General features: G+C 46.2%; 16 protein-coding genes and 1 tRNA gene. 6 read left to right on the top strand and 11 right to left on the bottom strand.

Annotated elements, in window-relative coordinates; all coding sequences use genetic code 11:
- Positions 1-9: 9 nt before the first annotated feature.
- The 4 genes from ICN15_RS10245 to ICN15_RS10230 all read right to left on the bottom strand — a co-directional run bounded on the left by ICN15_RS10245 (position 10) and on the right by ICN15_RS10230 (position 2,306).
- Complete coding sequence (locus ICN15_RS10245; protein ID WP_216202631.1) at positions 10-546, bottom strand: peroxiredoxin-like family protein; 537 nt, start codon at positions 544-546, stop codon at positions 10-12.
- Between the two features lie 118 nt (positions 547-664).
- A complete protein-coding gene (locus ICN15_RS10240; RefSeq protein ID WP_216202630.1) occupies positions 665-1,393 on the bottom strand; it encodes a cytochrome c biogenesis CcdA family protein in 729 nt (242 codons plus the stop codon).
- Positions 1,393-1,773, bottom strand: a complete 381-nt coding sequence (locus ICN15_RS10235) for a thioredoxin family protein (RefSeq protein WP_216202629.1) — start codon at positions 1,771-1,773, stop codon at positions 1,393-1,395. The genes ICN15_RS10240 and ICN15_RS10235 overlap by 1 nt, the downstream gene beginning before the upstream one ends.
- A 456-nt stretch (positions 1,774-2,229) precedes the next feature.
- Positions 2,230-2,306, bottom strand: a tRNA-Arg gene (locus ICN15_RS10230).
- Positions 2,307-2,324: 18 nt separating this feature from the next.
- Between ICN15_RS10230 and greB the strand changes: the two genes are divergently transcribed.
- Positions 2,325-2,825: a transcription elongation factor GreB gene (gene greB / locus ICN15_RS10225; protein WP_216202628.1), complete on the top strand. Its 501-nt coding sequence runs from the start codon at positions 2,325-2,327 to the stop codon at positions 2,823-2,825.
- A 15-nt stretch (positions 2,826-2,840) separates the two neighbouring features.
- Here the strand turns inward: greB and ICN15_RS10220 are convergent, their stop codons facing one another.
- The 4 genes from ICN15_RS10220 to ICN15_RS10205 form a co-directional block, all read right to left on the bottom strand.
- A complete protein-coding gene (locus ICN15_RS10220) occupies positions 2,841-5,099 on the bottom strand; it encodes a RelA/SpoT family protein (protein WP_216202667.1) in 2,259 nt (752 codons plus the stop codon).
- 102 nt (positions 5,100-5,201) lie between these two features.
- Positions 5,202-5,405 (bottom strand): DNA-directed RNA polymerase subunit omega, encoded by a 204-nt coding sequence (rpoZ, locus tag ICN15_RS10215; RefSeq protein WP_011902918.1) that lies wholly within the window; start codon positions 5,403-5,405, stop codon positions 5,202-5,204.
- 44 nt (positions 5,406-5,449) lie between these two features.
- Positions 5,450-6,100, bottom strand: coding sequence for a guanylate kinase (gene gmk, locus ICN15_RS10210; protein ID WP_216202666.1), 651 nt, complete (start codon positions 6,098-6,100; stop codon positions 5,450-5,452).
- A gap of 21 nt (positions 6,101-6,121) precedes the next feature.
- Positions 6,122-7,063, bottom strand: a complete 942-nt coding sequence (locus tag ICN15_RS10205; RefSeq protein WP_216202627.1) for a YicC/YloC family endoribonuclease — start codon at positions 7,061-7,063, stop codon at positions 6,122-6,124.
- Positions 7,064-7,095: 32 nt separating this feature from the next.
- Here ICN15_RS10205 and rph point away from each other — a divergent pair, with 32 nt between their 5' ends.
- The 3 genes from rph to hemW are packed head-to-tail and all read left to right on the top strand — an operon-like array spanning position 7,096 to position 9,622.
- On the top strand, positions 7,096-7,827 hold the full coding sequence (gene rph, locus ICN15_RS10200) for a ribonuclease PH (RefSeq protein WP_216202626.1): 732 nt from the start codon (positions 7,096-7,098) through the stop codon (positions 7,825-7,827).
- A gap of 21 nt (positions 7,828-7,848) precedes the next feature.
- On the top strand, positions 7,849-8,439 hold the full coding sequence (rdgB, locus tag ICN15_RS10195) for an RdgB/HAM1 family non-canonical purine NTP pyrophosphatase (RefSeq protein ID WP_216202664.1): 591 nt from the start codon (positions 7,849-7,851) through the stop codon (positions 8,437-8,439).
- Positions 8,405-9,622 carry a radical SAM family heme chaperone HemW gene (gene hemW / locus ICN15_RS10190; protein WP_370625443.1) on the top strand — a complete coding sequence of 406 codons (1,218 nt, stop codon included), beginning with the start codon at positions 8,405-8,407 and terminating at the stop codon, positions 9,620-9,622. Before rdgB ends, hemW begins: the two co-directional genes overlap by 35 nt.
- Before the next feature lie 12 nt (positions 9,623-9,634).
- Here the strand turns inward: hemW and ICN15_RS10185 are convergent, their stop codons facing one another.
- Together ICN15_RS10185 and ICN15_RS10180 are read right to left on the bottom strand one after the other, a co-directional pair.
- Positions 9,635-10,438: an enoyl-CoA hydratase/isomerase family protein gene (locus ICN15_RS10185; RefSeq protein ID WP_216202625.1), complete on the bottom strand. Its 804-nt coding sequence runs from the start codon at positions 10,436-10,438 to the stop codon at positions 9,635-9,637.
- A gap of 33 nt (positions 10,439-10,471) precedes the next feature.
- Complete coding sequence (locus ICN15_RS10180) at positions 10,472-11,470, bottom strand: tripartite tricarboxylate transporter substrate binding protein (RefSeq protein WP_216202624.1); 999 nt, start codon at positions 11,468-11,470, stop codon at positions 10,472-10,474.
- 77 nt (positions 11,471-11,547) lie between these two features.
- Between ICN15_RS10180 and ICN15_RS10175 the strand changes: the two genes are divergently transcribed.
- On the top strand, positions 11,548-12,765 hold the full coding sequence (locus tag ICN15_RS10175) for a CaiB/BaiF CoA-transferase family protein (RefSeq protein ID WP_216202623.1): 1,218 nt from the start codon (positions 11,548-11,550) through the stop codon (positions 12,763-12,765).
- 68 nt (positions 12,766-12,833) lie between these two features.
- On the opposite strand, the gene ICN15_RS10170 is transcribed toward ICN15_RS10175, so the two are convergent.
- Complete coding sequence (locus ICN15_RS10170; RefSeq protein WP_216202622.1) at positions 12,834-14,933, bottom strand: alkyl/aryl-sulfatase; 2,100 nt, start codon at positions 14,931-14,933, stop codon at positions 12,834-12,836.
- Between the two features lie 247 nt (positions 14,934-15,180).
- On the opposite strand from ICN15_RS10170, the gene ICN15_RS10165 reads away from it, so the two are divergent.
- Entirely contained in the window at positions 15,181-15,762 is a 582-nt protein-coding gene (locus ICN15_RS10165; protein ID WP_216202621.1) for a hypothetical protein, read from the top strand.
- The last annotated feature ends 175 nt before the right edge of the window (positions 15,763-15,937 follow it).

The following is a 15,937-nucleotide window of genomic DNA, read 5'->3' as shown; positions in this document are numbered from 1 at the left end:
TAAAGTCTCTTATACGGCACCAGTATATTCACCACGCGCTGGATAATCTTTAGCTAATGCAAAATCAATCGCGCCTAATAACTCAGTGAAATTGGGGCGTGCAAATGGCATCGTTTGAACAGCGCCGTAATAAAGCGTAGTATCCGGTCTCACAATGTAGACTGCTGGCTCTGAGAATAAAGCCGGCTCTTCAATGTTGATCGACGTTAAGCCGCGTGAGGTACTGATATAGAGGCCCCACTGACGCGCAACATCTAACTTTAGTCCGTAGCCCATTCGCAGCTCTGGGGCATTGAGTTTTTCAGCCATTTGCTCGGTGCGCTCTTTAGTATCACTAGAGATCGCAATTACCTTAACTCCACGTTTTTCAAACTCAGGAACTAGGCGTGCTAATTCCAATAGGTACTTTGCGCATATTGGGCAATGTAGACCGCGATAAAATACTGCTAATGTGAAATTCTCAGCAGCATCTTTGGCCAGATCAAAAGTGCCATGATGCAAGGTAGGAACGCTTAATGCAGGAGTGGCTTGACGGGGCAATAACATTGGGAAACCTCTTTCTAATAAGTAGTAAATTCGAATGATGATTGGTTAAATATACTCCTTAGCTTAAGGCAAGAGCTATACAAAGCATTGTTAAATCAGCATGACCAAAATCATCAGATTAAAAACGAGTAGTCAGCTCAGTGAGCCATTCTGGTGAGTGAACAGTCAAGAACTCCTCCACCTTCTTATCCTGGCCGGATAAAATAGCTAAACCCACAACGATTAAGAAAGTTCCTAAAATCATCTTTCCAATGCCGCCAGCGCCTTGTAGCTTCAGCTTTGCTTTGAGCATTGCCTCTCTTGAGAGTAATCCCAGAATAACAATAGGCAAAGCAGCACCCAATCCAAAGACTCCCATCATCAATGCTACTTTGATGAGATTAGAGCCCTGACTCGCAATCGTAATCACTGCTCCCAAAGTGGGTCCTACGCAGGGACTCCAGACAAGGCCTAATAAAACACCAATGACAAATTGACCTTTTAAGCCACCAATTGAGACTTTGGCCAATAAACTATTACCAGCATTACTGATTCCTGAGCTAGCCACAGCAAAACGCTCCTGAAGATTTTTGGAGATCAGAACAATACCGATTAGCATCATTACGATAGCAGCAACAAAGCGAAAGCTATTTTGATTTAAGCCAATACTCACACCAACACTAGCGAGCATCGTGCCAATCATGGCAAAGGAGAGTGCCATACCCGCAGCAAGCACAAAAGGGCCTGCTTTATGCTCTGCTACTGATGAACCAATGATGATGGGGAGTAAAGGCAAAACACAGGGAGAGAGCGTCGATAAAGCTCCCGCCAGCAAAGCAATGGCATAGGTCCCAATACTAAATTCCATCAAATCGCTTTTTTTGTCAGTGCTTCAATGTCTACGGCTTTAGTATTGCCTGTTAAGCGACCCACTTCTTTACCCTGCTTAAAGACTAAGATTGTGCTTTGCGTAGAAACATTAAATTCTTTAAGCACCTTTTTTTGTGTATCAAAGTCGAGCTCAAGAAATGTAACGCCTTTATAAGCAGGTGAATTGATTTCAGAGTTAATTATGGGGTCTTGAGCTTTACAGTTAGAGCACCATGGCGCATGGACATGGACCACGATAGGCTTACCTTCTTTCATTAAGGTATTAAATTGGTCTTGATTGAAGGGTTGGCCTGCGGCAAATACCAATGCCGATTGAGTTAGTGCAAAAAACAAAAAAAGTTTATAAATTGATTTCATAGTCTCTCCATTATTAACAAACAGTGCGAAGATTGTCGCCTTGATTACTCAGCATAGCGCAGATACGGTATTTTGATATGAATTCTCTGCTCTTACGTCTGCTATTGGCCGAACTCTGCCGGTCAGAACCCATAAAAAACTTTATTCGAAAGACTGCTGTAGATACAAAAGCGGCCATATGTAGTCGTGATGCAATTAAAAATAACAAAAATAATCACCAAAGCATGGGACTTAATTCTTGGGAGATTGAAGAAAATAATTGTGGGAAATTTAAAATGCAGATTAATTCTATTATGCAAGCCAATTAAAGCAAGATTAATAGAGGGCTCATATTCTATATGGCTCTGCAGGCGGTAAATTAGGCAATAGAGACCTAAAAAGTGGATTCTATTATGCAAAATTCATTCTATTATGCAAATAGAAAGGGCCTCCCTGACGGGAGACCCTTATGTAGTATGGTGCGGCTGGCAGGAATTGAACCCACGACCCCTTGGTTCGTAGCCAAGTACTCTATCCAACTGAGCTACAGCCGCAACAGTCATAATTATGCCATGGAAGAGAAGAACTACATTACCCCGGCTGGTCATGAACGCATTAAAAGCGAGCTTTTACAGCTTCTAAACCAGGATCGGCCTGAGGTAGTAAAGGTTGTTCACTGGGCTGCCTCCAATGGTGATCGCTCCGAAAATGGGGACTATATTTACGGAAAAAAACGTTTGCGGGAGATCGATCGCCGTATTCGCTTTCTCAATCAACGCCTTGAATTTGCTGTCGTTGTCGACAATCAGACCCGAAAGTCTGGGGGCGCTGATGCCGAACAAGTCTTTTTTGGGGCTACCGTCACCTACCTAAACCTCGAAGGCATCGACTCCGAAAAAGAAACCACCATCACAATTGTGGGAGTCGATGAGGTCGATTTAGATCAGGGTCATGTGAGTTGGGTATCCCCCATTGCTAAAGCCTTAATTAAATCCCGTGTAGGTGATTGCGTCAAGATTCAGACGCCTACTGGCCCTACTGAAATAGAAATCTTAGAGGTTCAATATCAGTAATTTAGGCTGAGTAATTTAACTGACCCTGACCCGAGTTACGCGCATCACATCATGATTTGTACGCAGACTGCGCATGACTTTAGATAAATGGAAACGATCAGAGACCTGAATCGTGAAGCGAATAGTGACCGCGTCTTCTTTATAGCGATCATCCATTGAAACGTTCATGATGTTGGAGTCTGCTGCGGTCACGCTACTAGCGACTCTTGCAAGCACTCCTTTACCTTGACGAGTATCAATTGCTAGATCCACCTCAAACTCCCGATTCACTTCTTTACCCCACTCGACCTCCACCCATTTATCGCTATCTTTTGACAGCATACGCAGAGCAACCGAGCAGTCATTGGTATGCACTTGCAAACCCTCACCCTTACCAAGGTAACCGATGATGTTGTCGCCCGGAATCGGATGGCAACAAGTTTGAAAGCTAATGGAGTTACCCTCACGACCGTCAACTAAAATGGCTTGACGCTGATGATGGTGTGAAGCGATTTCTTGCTGAGGAGAAACCCAATCCGTTGCACCCAAGCGCATTTGTTCAGTGCCACCCTCATCATCAATCAAAATCTTCAAACGAATAGCCAGCTCTTGAGGCGACCTGCGACCAAGCGCAATATTGACACATCCCTCTTCGCGCGTTTTATCACCAGTCCAATGCAGGAGCTTTTCCCAAATCTCTGGAGATAAAAGGCCAGCATCTACGCCCTGCTGACGCAAGGCACTTGCTAAAAGACGCTCACCCAATTGTAAAGACTCTGCATAGTGCTTGGTCTTAAGTGAATGACGAATCGAGGCACGCGCTTTACCGGTCCTAACAAAGGCCAGCCAACCCGGATTAGGTTGAGAATTCGCTGAAGTCAATACCTCAACGATGTCACCATTCTTCAATTCACTCCGCAAAGGAAGTTGCATGCCATTAATTTTGACAGCCACACAGGTATTGCCTACATCACTATGAATGGAATAAGCAAAGTCTAAGGCGGTGGCACCGCGTGGCAAGGCTCTAATCTGACCCTTAGGAGTGAAGACATAAACCGCATCCGGGAACAAATCAATTTTGACGTGCTCTAGGAATTCTTGTGAATCACCACTACTGTCTTGAATATCAATCAACGATTGCAACCACTGATGAGCGCGGTTTTGCACCTCGCTCATATCGGGAGAGCCATCTTTGTATGCCCAGTGTGCTGCAACACCTGCTTCAGCAACAGCGTGCATATCACCCGTCCGAATTTGAAACTCCACCGGCACACCAGATGGCCCCAAAAGCGTCGTGTGCAGAGATTGGTAACCATTAAGCTTAGGAATCGCGACGTAATCCTTAAACTTTCCTGGCATCGGCTTGTAAAGGGAGTGCAATAAACCTAAAGCACGGTAACACTCATCAATTGAGTTCACGGTGACTCTGAAGGCATAGACATCGAGCACCTGAGAAAAACTCAAACGCTTTCGGCGCATTTTGTTGTAAATACTAAAGAGGGTTTTTTCTCGGCCCTGCAGATCTACCTCTAGATTCGCTTTTGCAAACGCCAACCTCGTATTCTGCAAAATCTTTTCAACCATCTCCTTACGATTACCGCGCGCCCGCTTCACAGCCCCTTCAATCACCCGAAAGCGCATAGGCGTGGAAAAACGGAAACTTAAATCTTGTAAGTCACGATAGATCACATTCAGGCCAAGACGGTGAGCAATCGGAGCATAAATCTCAACGGTCTCGGTTGCAACCCGACGACGCTTTTCCATTGGAACAGCATCTAGGGTTCGCATATTGTGAGTACGATCTGCCAGCTTGACCAAAATGACTCGGACATCGCGTGCCATGGCCATAAACATTTTGCGGAAGCTTTCAGCTTGCGCTTCAGCATGGCTCTGAAACTCCAGCTTATCGAGCTTCGTTAGGCCCTCTACTAGCTCGGCAACTTTGCTACCAAACTTTCCAACCAGGTCACCCTGAGTGCAGCCCGTATCTTCAATCACATCATGCAGCAGTGCAGCCATGATGGAGGACACATCCAAACGCCAAGTGGCGCACAGCTCTGCCACTGCAACAGGATGGGTAATGTAGGGCTCACCACTATGTCGATACTGACCTAAGTGGGCGGCATCAGCAAAATGAAAAGCCTTCTTAATTAAAGTCATTTCGTCCGGCTTCAAATAGCCTAACTTAGAAATGAGTCCCTCAATAGAGACAACTTGATGCTTTAGTGGGAGCGATGGTGCTGAGGTAGGACCAAATAAATGTCGACTAGATTGTGCCAACAGTGTGGCAAGGATCGAGGACTGACCGCTTTCAGCAGCCTCTTCAGGCGAAACCCGACCTTTGGATGCCGGAGTATTTAGATCACCTAAGGGGAGCTCCACAATGGAACCCCTGAATTACAAAGGTACTTTGGTCAACATGTCACGGTCTGTTACACCAGCAGCAACTTCACGCAACGCAACAACCGTTGCTTTATCTCTGGACTCAACGCGTGGGGAGTGACCTTGAACTAATTGACGTGCGCGATAAGTCGCTGCCAATACAAGCTCAAAACGATTAGGGATAGTTTTTAGACAATCTTCTACAGTAATACGGGCCATGCTGAACTCACTTAATTTAGCTTCAATACCTATAGAATAACTGATTACACCCCAAGTCGCCTTAAAAGCGCGGGGTTCCGAGCCATAATCGGTCCTGAGCGCAGACGGCTAGCAGCCACCACTTGCCGCAAATCAATCAATGCCTGCTCAAAATCATCGTTAATCACAATAAAATCTGCCTCATGAGCGTGTTGGAGCTCTAAATGCGCAGCGGCTAATCTTCTCTGAATAGTTGCCTCATCATCCTGCCCTCTTTTGCGCAAGCGTTCTTCAAGGGCCTCGAATGAAGGCGGGAAGATAAAGATCCACTGCACTTCTGGAATGATTTGACGAATCTGTTGGGCGCCCTGCCAATCGATCTCAAGCACGACATCACGCCCGGTTTTCATTTGGGTCTCGATCCAGGCCTTTGAAGTACCGTAAAAATTGCCATGCACTTCTGCGTGCTCTAAAAAAAGACCTTGCTCACGCTCGGCAATGAATTCTTCTCGGGCGATAAATCGATAGTCCTTGCCATCTATCTCACCGGGGCGGGGTGCACGAGTGGTAGTGGATAAAGACAGCTTCAGAGCAGCATCTTCTTGCAATAAAGCATTCACCAAAGAGGATTTGCCCGCACCTGATGGGGCGACGATCATCAACATACTGCCTTGGTATGCGGGGGAAAAATTAGGCTTGAGTTTGGGGCTGGACATCATGATTTATATAAATGTCATTTACTCTAAATTTTGCACCTGTTCACGCATCTGCTCAATCAAAAGCTTCAGCTCTAAAGCCGCTTGGGTACATTCTTCAGAAACCGATTTAGAGCTTAAGGTATTGGCTTCACGATTCAGTTCTTGCATCAAGAAATCCAAACGTTTACCTACGGGGCCCTTACCTGCTAGCGCAGTATCTGCCACTTGAAGATGGGTCTTCAGCCTTGCAAATTCTTCTGCAACATCGATACGGACGGCATAAAGAACCACTTCCTGACGAATCCGCTCCATCAACTCAGTGCCAGACCCACCGTGACTTTTTCCGTGCTCTTGGGCAGCTAAGGCTTCAGCCAGGCGCTCCGTGAGCTTTTCTTGATACTGAGTCACATAAACTGGCACCTTGGGCTCAAGTGTTTTGACGATCTCCCGCATCTTGGCGGTAATGTGAGTAAGTACCGTCACCAAGGCCATGCCTTCAGCATGACGACTATCCATCAAAGCGGCCAGAGCGGCACGCCCTGCTTCAACCGTAGCGGCAATCCAACCCTCTTCTTCGCCTCTAGGCTCAGAAACAATGCCAGGCCAACGCAGTACTTCGGCAATGCTAAGCGCTTGCGCCTTTGGAAAGGCTTCCTGAGCTTTTTCTTGCAGCGTATTTAAAGCTTCAAGGCGATCTTGATTGATGGCGCCTAGAGCGTGCGGATTGGCTTTGCTGGCTCCAGCCATGCCAGCATTCACCCGCCATGCAGCACGAAACTCCACCTTACCTCGAGAAAGGCTTTGAGTAGCGAGCTCCCGAAGAGCAGGCTCAGCCCCACGACACTCGTCTGGCAGACGAAAGCCTAAATCCAGAAAGCGGCTATTCACAGCCCGACATTCCACCTGCAGATCAGCAACCACGCCATTTCCTAGAGAAACTTGGTGAGAAGCGCTGCCATAACCAGTCATGCTCGATATCATAGGGACATTGTAGATCTTTAGGAACATGCCCCATGAGTAAGCCCAACATCACCCGTCCTAGTGGCCGTACCCCAATACAGTTACGCCCTGTCACCATTGACCGCGCTTTTACTAAGCATGCAGAGGGCTCAGTCCTAATTGCGTTTGGCGATACCAAAGTCCTCTGTACAGCCAGTATCTTGGAAAAGGTCCCTCCTCATAAAAAGGGCTCTGGCGAAGGTTGGGTTACCGCCGAATACGGCATGCTTCCCCGCTCCACCCACACCCGTAGCGATCGTGAAGCGGCTCGTGGCAAACAATCTGGGCGTACCCAAGAGATTCAGCGTCTCATTGGCCGTGCGATGCGAAGCGTCTTTGATTTAAAAATATTAGGTGAACGCACGATTCATCTCGATTGCGATGTCTTGCAAGCCGATGGTGGCACTAGAACTGCCGCTATTACCGGCGCCTATGTTGCCGCAAGGGATGCTGTGAATATCCTTCTTAAGAGCGGTGCACTTAAAGCGGATCCCATCATAGATAGCGTTGCTGCAATTTCCGTTGGTATCTATCAAGGCGTACCTGTACTTGATCTAGACTATCCAGAAGACTCCTCCTGCGATACGGATATGAATGTCGTCATGACCGGTAAAGGCGGCATGATCGAAGTGCAAGGCACTGCTGAAGGTGCTACTTTCTCCCGCCCAGAATTAAACGCTTTGTTAGATTTGGCCGAAGCAGGCATTCGTGATTTAACGCAACTACAAAAAGAAGCTTTGAAATAAGTCTTGAAATTAGAGTTGATTGTGCAAAAACTGGTTCTCGCCTCTAACAACGCTGGCAAGGTTCGTGAGTTTCAAGAACTCTTGGCACCTTTTCACTTTCAGGTCATTCCTCAAGGTGAATTAGGCATTCCAGCGGCAGAAGAGCCTCATCACACTTTTGTAGAAAATGCACTGGCTAAGGCACGCCATGCGAGTGCTGTCAGCGGTTTACCTGCACTGGCAGATGACTCCGGAATCTGTGCGCATGCCCTCAATGGTGTACCTGGTGTTTACTCTGCGCGTTATGCAGGGCTTGACGGGGACAATGCGGCCAATAACCAAAAGCTGATAGCAGCACTGCAGGGGAAAACAGATCGTGGCGCACATTATGCTTGTGCACTTGTCATGGTCAATGACGTTGATGATCCTGAACCCCTGATTGTCCAAACACGCTGGTATGGACAAGTAGTGGATGTGGCTAGAGGCGCTCACGGCTTTGGTTATGACCCTCACTTCTTTTTGCCAGAACTGGGTATCACTGCCGCAGAATTAGAGCCATCTGAAAAAAATCGCATCAGTCACCGCGGTCAAGCATTGCGTGAACTCATCGCACAACTCCAAACCCGTGCTTAATACGCTCAAGCCTGCCTTGGCAACCGGGCCAATACTTACTGCCCTGCCACCGCTATCGCTCTATATTCATTTTCCTTGGTGTGAAAAGAAGTGCCCCTACTGTGACTTTAATTCTCATCAGGTTAAAGAGGGTCAGCAAGGCTTTGATGAGGCTCGATATATCAAGGCACTGATTACCGATTTAGAAACAGAGTTACCTCGCATTTGGGGTCGGCAAGTGCACAGCATCTTCATTGGTGGCGGCACTCCGAGTTTGCTATCAGCCAAAGGAATGAATGAACTTCTGTCAGCAGTTCGGGCACGCGTGAATTTAGAGCCTGATTGCGAGATTACGATGGAAGCAAACCCAGGCTCTGTAGAGACAGAAAAATTGGCTGGCTTTGCCCAGGCTGGAATCAATCGTGTTTCACTGGGAATTCAGAGTTTTCAAGATGAACAACTCAAAGCATTGGGGCGAATTCATAATGGGGAAGAAGCAAAGCGCGCCATAGCGATTGCGCTCCAGCACTTCAAATCTGTCAATCTCGATTTGATGTTTGGTTTACCTAACCAAACCTTAGAAGCCGCTAAAGCCGATATTGAAACTGCCCTCTCCTTTAAGACGCCGCACCTTTCTTTTTATAACCTGACGCTTGAACCGAATACGTACTTTGCGAGCTTCCCACCGAAACTTCCAAACGATGAAGAGATTGATGCGATCTTTGAGCAGAACTTAGCTCTTTTAGAGGCAGCAGGTTATCGACGTTATGAAGTGTCTGCCTACGCTCAGAAAGATCAAGAATGTAAACACAATCTCAATTACTGGCGTTTTGGTGACTACATCGGTATTGGGGCTGGCGCCCATGGCAAGATTTCTTTTCCAGACAAAATTACTCGGCAAGTGCGAGAGCGTCATCCAGAAACATATATGCAAGCGATGGAAACCAAAGGGAATGCTTTGATTGAAGCAAAAGAGATTCCTTCCAAAGATCTTCCTTTTGAATTCATGCTCAATGTCTTACGCCTAACTGATGGCGTTGATACCGTTACCTTTAGTGAGCGAACTGGCTTGACACTCAATGTCGTCTCTAAGGCATTAGATGAGGCTAGTAAAAAGGGCTTATTAGATTTAAACCCCAACAAACTTAAAGCCACAGAGCAGGGTCTGCGCTACCTCAATAATTTACAAGAACTGTTTCTTTAATATTGATAGAAACTACTTCCCTGTCCACACTGGCGGCTTACCCTCTAAGAATGAAGCAACCCCATTCTTGAAGTCGTCACTGCCATAACATTCTCGAATCAGATCACTGCAATCCGGTAAGTTGTTTTTCATTAGTCGAGCAAGGGTCTGCTTGCTGGATTTCTGCGTAATAGGAGCCAACTGCATTAAGCGCTCAGCCAACTGGTTTGCTTCGCTCTCAAGATCATCGGCAGCATAGGTTGCCAAGAGATAGCCTTGCTTTAGCAATTCTGGTGCAGTCACTAGTTCAGCCAATAAGAGCATACGCTTGACGATATTGATGCCAAGATGCGCAACGAGCCAGGCAACATTCCCAGCAGACAAACAATTACCCAAGGTCTTTGCAATCGGAACTCCAAAGCGGGCATCCGGTGTAGATATTCGAAAATCACAGCAACTGGCAATTGCTAGCCCCCCACCTACTGCCATGCCGTCAATTACAGCAATGGTCGGAATAGGCAATAGCGCTAAGGGAGCAAAATACTCATCAATGCCTTCTTCATAACGAATACCGTCATCCCCGCTTTGAAAGTCTGCAAACTGCGCGATGTCACTGCCTGAGACAAAAGACTTGCCACCAGCTCCCCGCAAAATAGCAACGCGCGCAGCAGAGCTCTTAGTTAAATCTTCACAAATAGTTTTGAGGCTCTGATACATGCCTACTGTCATCGCATTACGCGCAGCAACATGATCAAAGGTAATGTAGGCAATGCCATTACGCAGCTCTAAGCGTACTTCGACAAGTCGATCTGCTTGGGACTCTTTGTCAGTTCTCATGAAACAAGATATCTCCCCAATTTAAAAAGGGGCTTATTCAGCCTTAATGTTCAGGCTCTTAACCAAGCGTTGATACTTTGCTAACTCACCTGCCAAGAAAAGACTAAATGCAGCAGGTGTTGTTGGGCCTTCTGGTTGTAAGCCTTGAGAATCCAACGTTTTCTTAATCTCGGGATCATTGCTAGCAGCCTTGACTGCTTGATCAATCTTATTCACTAAAGCAGGATCCATTCCCTTAGGACCCATGATGGAGTACCAATTAGTGACATCGAAACCAACGATTCCTACCTCATTAAATGTCGGGACGTTGGGCAGTAAAGGCAAACGCTTAGGAGTAGAGATTGCCAAGGCTTTTAAGCTGCCCTGTTTGATTTGCTGCAAATTGGGTGGCAAAGTATCAAAGTTCATGGTGATTTGGCCGCCCAATAAATCGATAATTGCCTGTCCGCTTCCTTTATAGGGCACATGGTTTATTTCCACACCTGCAATCTTGGAGAACAAAGCGCCCGCTAGATGCTGCGTACTTCCAATACCTGAAGAGCCATAAGTCATTTGACCTGGATTCTGCTTCGCCAAAGAAATCAATTGCGCTACAGAATTCACGGGCAGTGATGATTTGACAACCAATACATTGGGCACATATCCCAAATACGTAATCGGCGTGAAATCGGTTGCAGGGTTGTAAGGCACGTTCTTCAACACAAATGGAGAAATGGCATTGGAATTGGAGTGACCCATCAATAAGGTATATCCATCCGGATTAGACTTGGCAACCAAATCAGCGCCAATGGTTCCAGCAGCGCCGGACTTATTTTCAATAATGACACTTTGACCTAAGATTTCGCTCATCTTTGGAGCAATTGCGCGAGCCACGATATCAGTGCCACCACCAGGCGCAAAACCGACAATCAAACGAATCGGTTTAGTAGGAAAATTTTGCTGCGCATTGGCAGCGATTGGTAGTGCGCCACACACTCCGAATACTAAATAAGCAAAATGACGCAAAATCCATTGAGAGGGTCGATTGATCATCAGATCTCCATTATTTGTTTTATATTCATGACTATTATTCAGTATCGCAATATAAACATATAAAAACCATTGAGACAATGATGAAAACACCTATCGGCAAGCCTTTGCCTCTGACCGGCGTCAGAGTGCTGGATGTGAGCCAAGTCATGGCGGGGCCCTATTGCTGCATGCTTCTAGCTGACTTAGGTGCGGATGTCATCAAAATTGAACCCCCTGGTAGCGGTGATCAAACCCGCGGAGCAATGGGATTCAAGATGAAGGGCTCCGATAGCATGGGCTTTCTGAATATGAATCGCAATAAGCGGAGTGTGACCCTCAATCTCAAGACCGAGGCTGGCAAGAAAGTATTTTTCGAACTCGTTAGAACAGCAGACATCTTGGTAGAAAACTACCGTCCCGGTGTCATGAAAAAACTCGGGATTGACTATCCTTCGCTGAAAGACATAAACCCCGGATTAGTCTATGCCAGTATTTCAGGATTTGGCCAAACGGGTCCTTGGGCAGATCGTCCCGGTTTTGATCTCATGGCGCAAGCGATGTCGGGTGTGATGAGTGTCACAGGCTATCCCGATGGACCACCTGTAAAAGCAGGTGTACCAGTTGCCGATATTGGCTGCGCCCTCTTTGCCGTCTATGGCATTTTGTCGGCCTACATTGGCAAGACTAAATCCGGTGAAGGGCAATTCATCGATGCCTCCTTATTTGATTCGGCATTGGCGTTCTCGATTTGGGATACTGCGCAGTACTGGGGCACTGGAGTAGAGCCCGAGAAGCTTGGCACTGCCAACCATATGAGTGCGCCCTATCAGGCCATGAAAGCGGCTGATGGCTACTTTGTTATGGGCGCTACTAACCAAAAACTCTGGAAGCTCCTTTGTGACAAGATTGAGCGCCCAGAATTATTTGAAGACCCCCTTTTTAGAACCAATCCACTCCGCTTAGCCAATCGCCTGATTCTGGCAACTGAACTCGAAAAGACTTTTGCTACCAAAACAAGCAAACAATGGGTCGATCTACTTCTGGCAGCCGGCATTCCGGCGGGTCCAATTAACACTTACCCACAAGCATTTGATAGTGAACATGGACAGCATCGCAACATGCGGATGGAGATTGATCACCCCATTGAGGGCAAAGTTCCCAACATCGGATTTGCAGTCAAGCTTATGGGGACCCCTCAGGAAGTGACACGGCATCCACCGCTCTTAGGTGAACATACTAGTGAAATACTGAAAGAATTGGGAATCACCGGAGACAATCTGAAGTTGCTTGAAGATGGCGGCGCCTTTAACCCCTGAGGTAATCTTTTTTTCATGCCATTAAAAAAGGACTCCGTAGGGTCCTTTTCCGTTAAGACCATTAATTTTTACTCGCCAGCGGTAACTGCTATTTCTTGAGCCTCAAATGGATCTTTATTGGACTTAGGTGCTTGCTTCTTCGCCTTCGTGCCTGGCATGAGCTCAAAATCTGGAGTGAATATGGTTAGGGTGCTCTTGAGTTGATCAAAGGCTTTGCGATCGCCTATAAATTTGACTTTACCCTCTGCTAAGAGCTTTTCAAAAGTCGTTTGCCCGCCCATAATTTTTTCTAAATCACTGCGGTTAATCACAATAGTCAGCGTTGGATTCTTAGCTTGCTGGCCTTTGATATTGGTCATAGCGGAGTTACTCATCTCAACTACAAACTGTTCACCATTGTCTGGTGTATCAAGGTTGATAGTGAATTTCATACCAGCAGCCTTTTTACTATCCATGCTGATCGCTAGCGAATTGAGCCACAGCTCTGTGGTCATAGCCTTAATCATGTCAGGGCCGTTGGATTTTGGTGATGCTCCTGTTGGCATGCCATGACGCAATTCATAGGCGGCACCCAAGAAGCTATTGCGCATACTTGGACTTTCTTTCTGATAGCCAATTTGCTCAAAAATATCGGCCAATAAATCTTTTGCCGCAGTATTTTCAGGTTGCGCATACACCAACTTATTGACGATTTCCATCGCCTCACGATATTTACCCTGCTTATATAGTTGACGGCCTTTAGCTAGAATTTTTGAGGAGCCGCCCATCATCTCTACATATAGCGGAGCAGAATCCCTGGGAGATAGCGGAGCTAGAGTAGCTGGATTGGCGTCCCAGTAACCTAAGTATCGATTAATCACCGCCCTACTGTTGTGCTCTTCGGAGCCATGGTAACTATGAGCTGCCCACTGGCTTTTGAGGCTTTCTGGTTGCTTATAGACGTTTTGAATCTCGTTAATAGTGACGCCATTATTAGCAAGATGCAATACTTCATTATGGAGATGCGCATAGCTATCTCGTTGGGTACGCATCACCTCTTGAATGCGCTCATTGCCCCAGCGTGGCCAACTATGTGAGGCAAACATCACCTCGCTATTCGTACCGTAGAGGTACAGAGCGTTATTAATATTTTTAGACCATGCCAATGAATCGCGTACTAAGGCCCCGCGCAAGGTATAAATGTTATGAATTGTTGCAGTAATATTCTCGGCAGCCCAAAATGCTTTGAATTGCGGGAAATAGGTATTCATCTCCGCAGGCGCTTCAGTACCTGGTGTGTTTTGGAACTCCATCACCACACCATCCACATTCATGGTTTCATAGGGCTGCGTGATTAACACGTTAGGCTCAATTAATCCTAAGTTTCCAGCTGCAGTATTTTTACCAATTGACTGATCTACGTGTCCAAATGGACTACGTGGCAGCAAAACGCCGTATTGAAAATACATTCTACGTGTCATTGCATTACCGGCATACACATTCTCAGCTACCGCATGATCCATAAAACCCACTGGTGCGATCACTTTGACTTTGCCACTTTTTACATCTGCTTCGTCCACTACCCCGCGCACACCACCAAAATGGTCCGCATGCGAGTGGGAGTACACCACTGCCACTACAGGGCGCTTGCCTAACTTTTCATTAACCAATTCAAGGGCAGCTCGGGCAGTCTCTTTAGCAGTCAATGGATCAAACACGATCCATCCAGTATTGGTTTTGACAAAACTGATATTGGCCAAGTCAAAACCACGGACTTGGTAGATTTTTCCAGGAACAACTTCATACAGCCCATATCCCATATTGAGAATCGCTTGTCGTTGCAAGGACGGGTGCACACTATCGAAATCTTTACCTTGCAACAAGAACTCATAACTGCCCATATCCCAAGCGACGTTTCCTGCATCGGCCATGATTGTTTTATAGGGGGGCGCTGCAATAAATCCTCTTTGCGACTCTTCAAAGTCCCGCTTGTCCTCAAAGGGTAGGGTTTTACGTAAACCGTTTTGAAGCTCTACCGTAAAAGTCGAAGGCGCCTTACCTTTGGAGTCAAAGTGTTTACCCTGCATTGCGCCAGGATCTGCGACTACTCCGCCACCACCAGCAGCAAAAGCAGGGCTTCCTGCAATGAGGGCAATTGATAAGGTTATAAGCGATAGTATGGTTTTCATTTGAAGCCCCGATGGGTGTTTAAAGTATTAAATAAGATGCAGTAGATATCAGAAAAGCAGTGTCATTGGGTAATTGCCAAACTAGCCGGGCATTCAAGCATTGCTTTAATTGGATCTCTTGATAATTTAGCTCTAATTAATAGCAAGAGTATTACAATCTCTTTAAATACTATAACAAAAGTATTTAATTATTCTCGCATTGCCTTTCATAGGTGATGCATTTATCACATTCAGGATATTTACCATTATGAAAAAACTACTTATCATTATCGTTATTGCAGCAATCGCAATTGGCGCTTACTTCGTTTTTAATCAACCAAAAGCGCCAGTTGCTGCCGTAGCCGCCCAAGAATCTGCCCTCCTATATGACGGCGAAGTGATCAAGATCGATACTGCAACTCGTACCATCACCCTCAAAAATCAAGATGGTGAATCCACCATCGTTGCCGGCCCAGAAGTCAAAAACTTTGCAGAAATTAAAGTGGGTGACCGTTTTGATGTTGTATACGAACTAGCCGTAGCGATTGAATTGGTTAAAGTTAAAAATCCTGGTGCAACAAGTGAGCAAGTTACCACCAGCACCGCAACTGCACCGCAAGGCGACAAGCCAGGCATGATCACTACCAATACCGTTACTGCAGTTGCTAACGTTGAAGCAATTGATGCCGTTAAAAACACCGTATCTTTAAAAGGTCCGCAAGGAAACATCTTCAAGGTCAAAGTTCAGAACCCTGACTTGATGAAAGATATTGCTGTAAATGATCAAGTAAAAGTGGTTTACTCAGAAGCGATTGCCGCTGTCGTGAGCGCACCAGCTGCTAAGAAGTAATCTCGCTTTTCTTTTCTAGTAGCTAGAAAGACAAAACCCCAGCAAGTAGTTGCTGGGGTTTTTTATTTGGCGGAAGAGGTGGCTTAGGCTAGGGGTGTATGGCTTTGGACCCTATAAGACTAAATTAGATTGCAATAAACAACATATCACATTGATTTAAATAATTAAATAATTA

Source organism: Polynucleobacter sp. CS-Odin-A6 (assembly GCF_018882095.1).
Taxonomy (GTDB): domain Bacteria; phylum Pseudomonadota; class Gammaproteobacteria; order Burkholderiales; family Burkholderiaceae; genus Polynucleobacter.
Note: the sequence above shows the minus strand (reverse complement) of the source record. Positions and strands in the feature narration are given on the sequence as shown.

Excerpts from the sequence above, each read along its gene's own strand:
- ICN15_RS10245 (WP_216202631.1), bottom strand. The coding sequence starts at position 546 with ATGTTATTGCCCCGTCAAGCCACTCCTGCATTAAGCGTTCCTACCTTG.
- ICN15_RS10240 (WP_216202630.1), bottom strand. The coding sequence starts at position 1,393 with ATGGAATTTAGTATTGGGACCTATGCCATTGCTTTGCTGGCGGGAGCT.
- ICN15_RS10235 (WP_216202629.1), bottom strand. The coding sequence starts at position 1,773 with ATGAAATCAATTTATAAACTTTTTTTGTTTTTTGCACTAACTCAATCG.
- greB (WP_216202628.1), top strand. The coding sequence starts at position 2,325 with ATGGAAGAGAAGAACTACATTACCCCGGCTGGTCATGAACGCATTAAA.
- rpoZ (WP_011902918.1), bottom strand. The coding sequence starts at position 5,405 with ATGGCCCGTATTACTGTAGAAGATTGTCTAAAAACTATCCCTAATCGT.
- gmk (WP_216202666.1), bottom strand. The coding sequence starts at position 6,100 with ATGTCCAGCCCCAAACTCAAGCCTAATTTTTCCCCCGCATACCAAGGC.
- ICN15_RS10205 (WP_216202627.1), bottom strand. The coding sequence starts at position 7,063 with ATGATATCGAGCATGACTGGTTATGGCAGCGCTTCTCACCAAGTTTCT.
- rph (WP_216202626.1), top strand. The coding sequence starts at position 7,096 with ATGAGTAAGCCCAACATCACCCGTCCTAGTGGCCGTACCCCAATACAG.
- ICN15_RS10185 (WP_216202625.1), bottom strand. The coding sequence starts at position 10,438 with ATGAGAACTGACAAAGAGTCCCAAGCAGATCGACTTGTCGAAGTACGC.
- ICN15_RS10180 (WP_216202624.1), bottom strand. The coding sequence starts at position 11,470 with ATGATCAATCGACCCTCTCAATGGATTTTGCGTCATTTTGCTTATTTA.
- ICN15_RS10175 (WP_216202623.1), top strand. The coding sequence starts at position 11,548 with ATGATGAAAACACCTATCGGCAAGCCTTTGCCTCTGACCGGCGTCAGA.
- ICN15_RS10170 (WP_216202622.1), bottom strand. The coding sequence starts at position 14,933 with ATGAAAACCATACTATCGCTTATAACCTTATCAATTGCCCTCATTGCA.
- ICN15_RS10165 (WP_216202621.1), top strand. The coding sequence starts at position 15,181 with ATGAAAAAACTACTTATCATTATCGTTATTGCAGCAATCGCAATTGGC.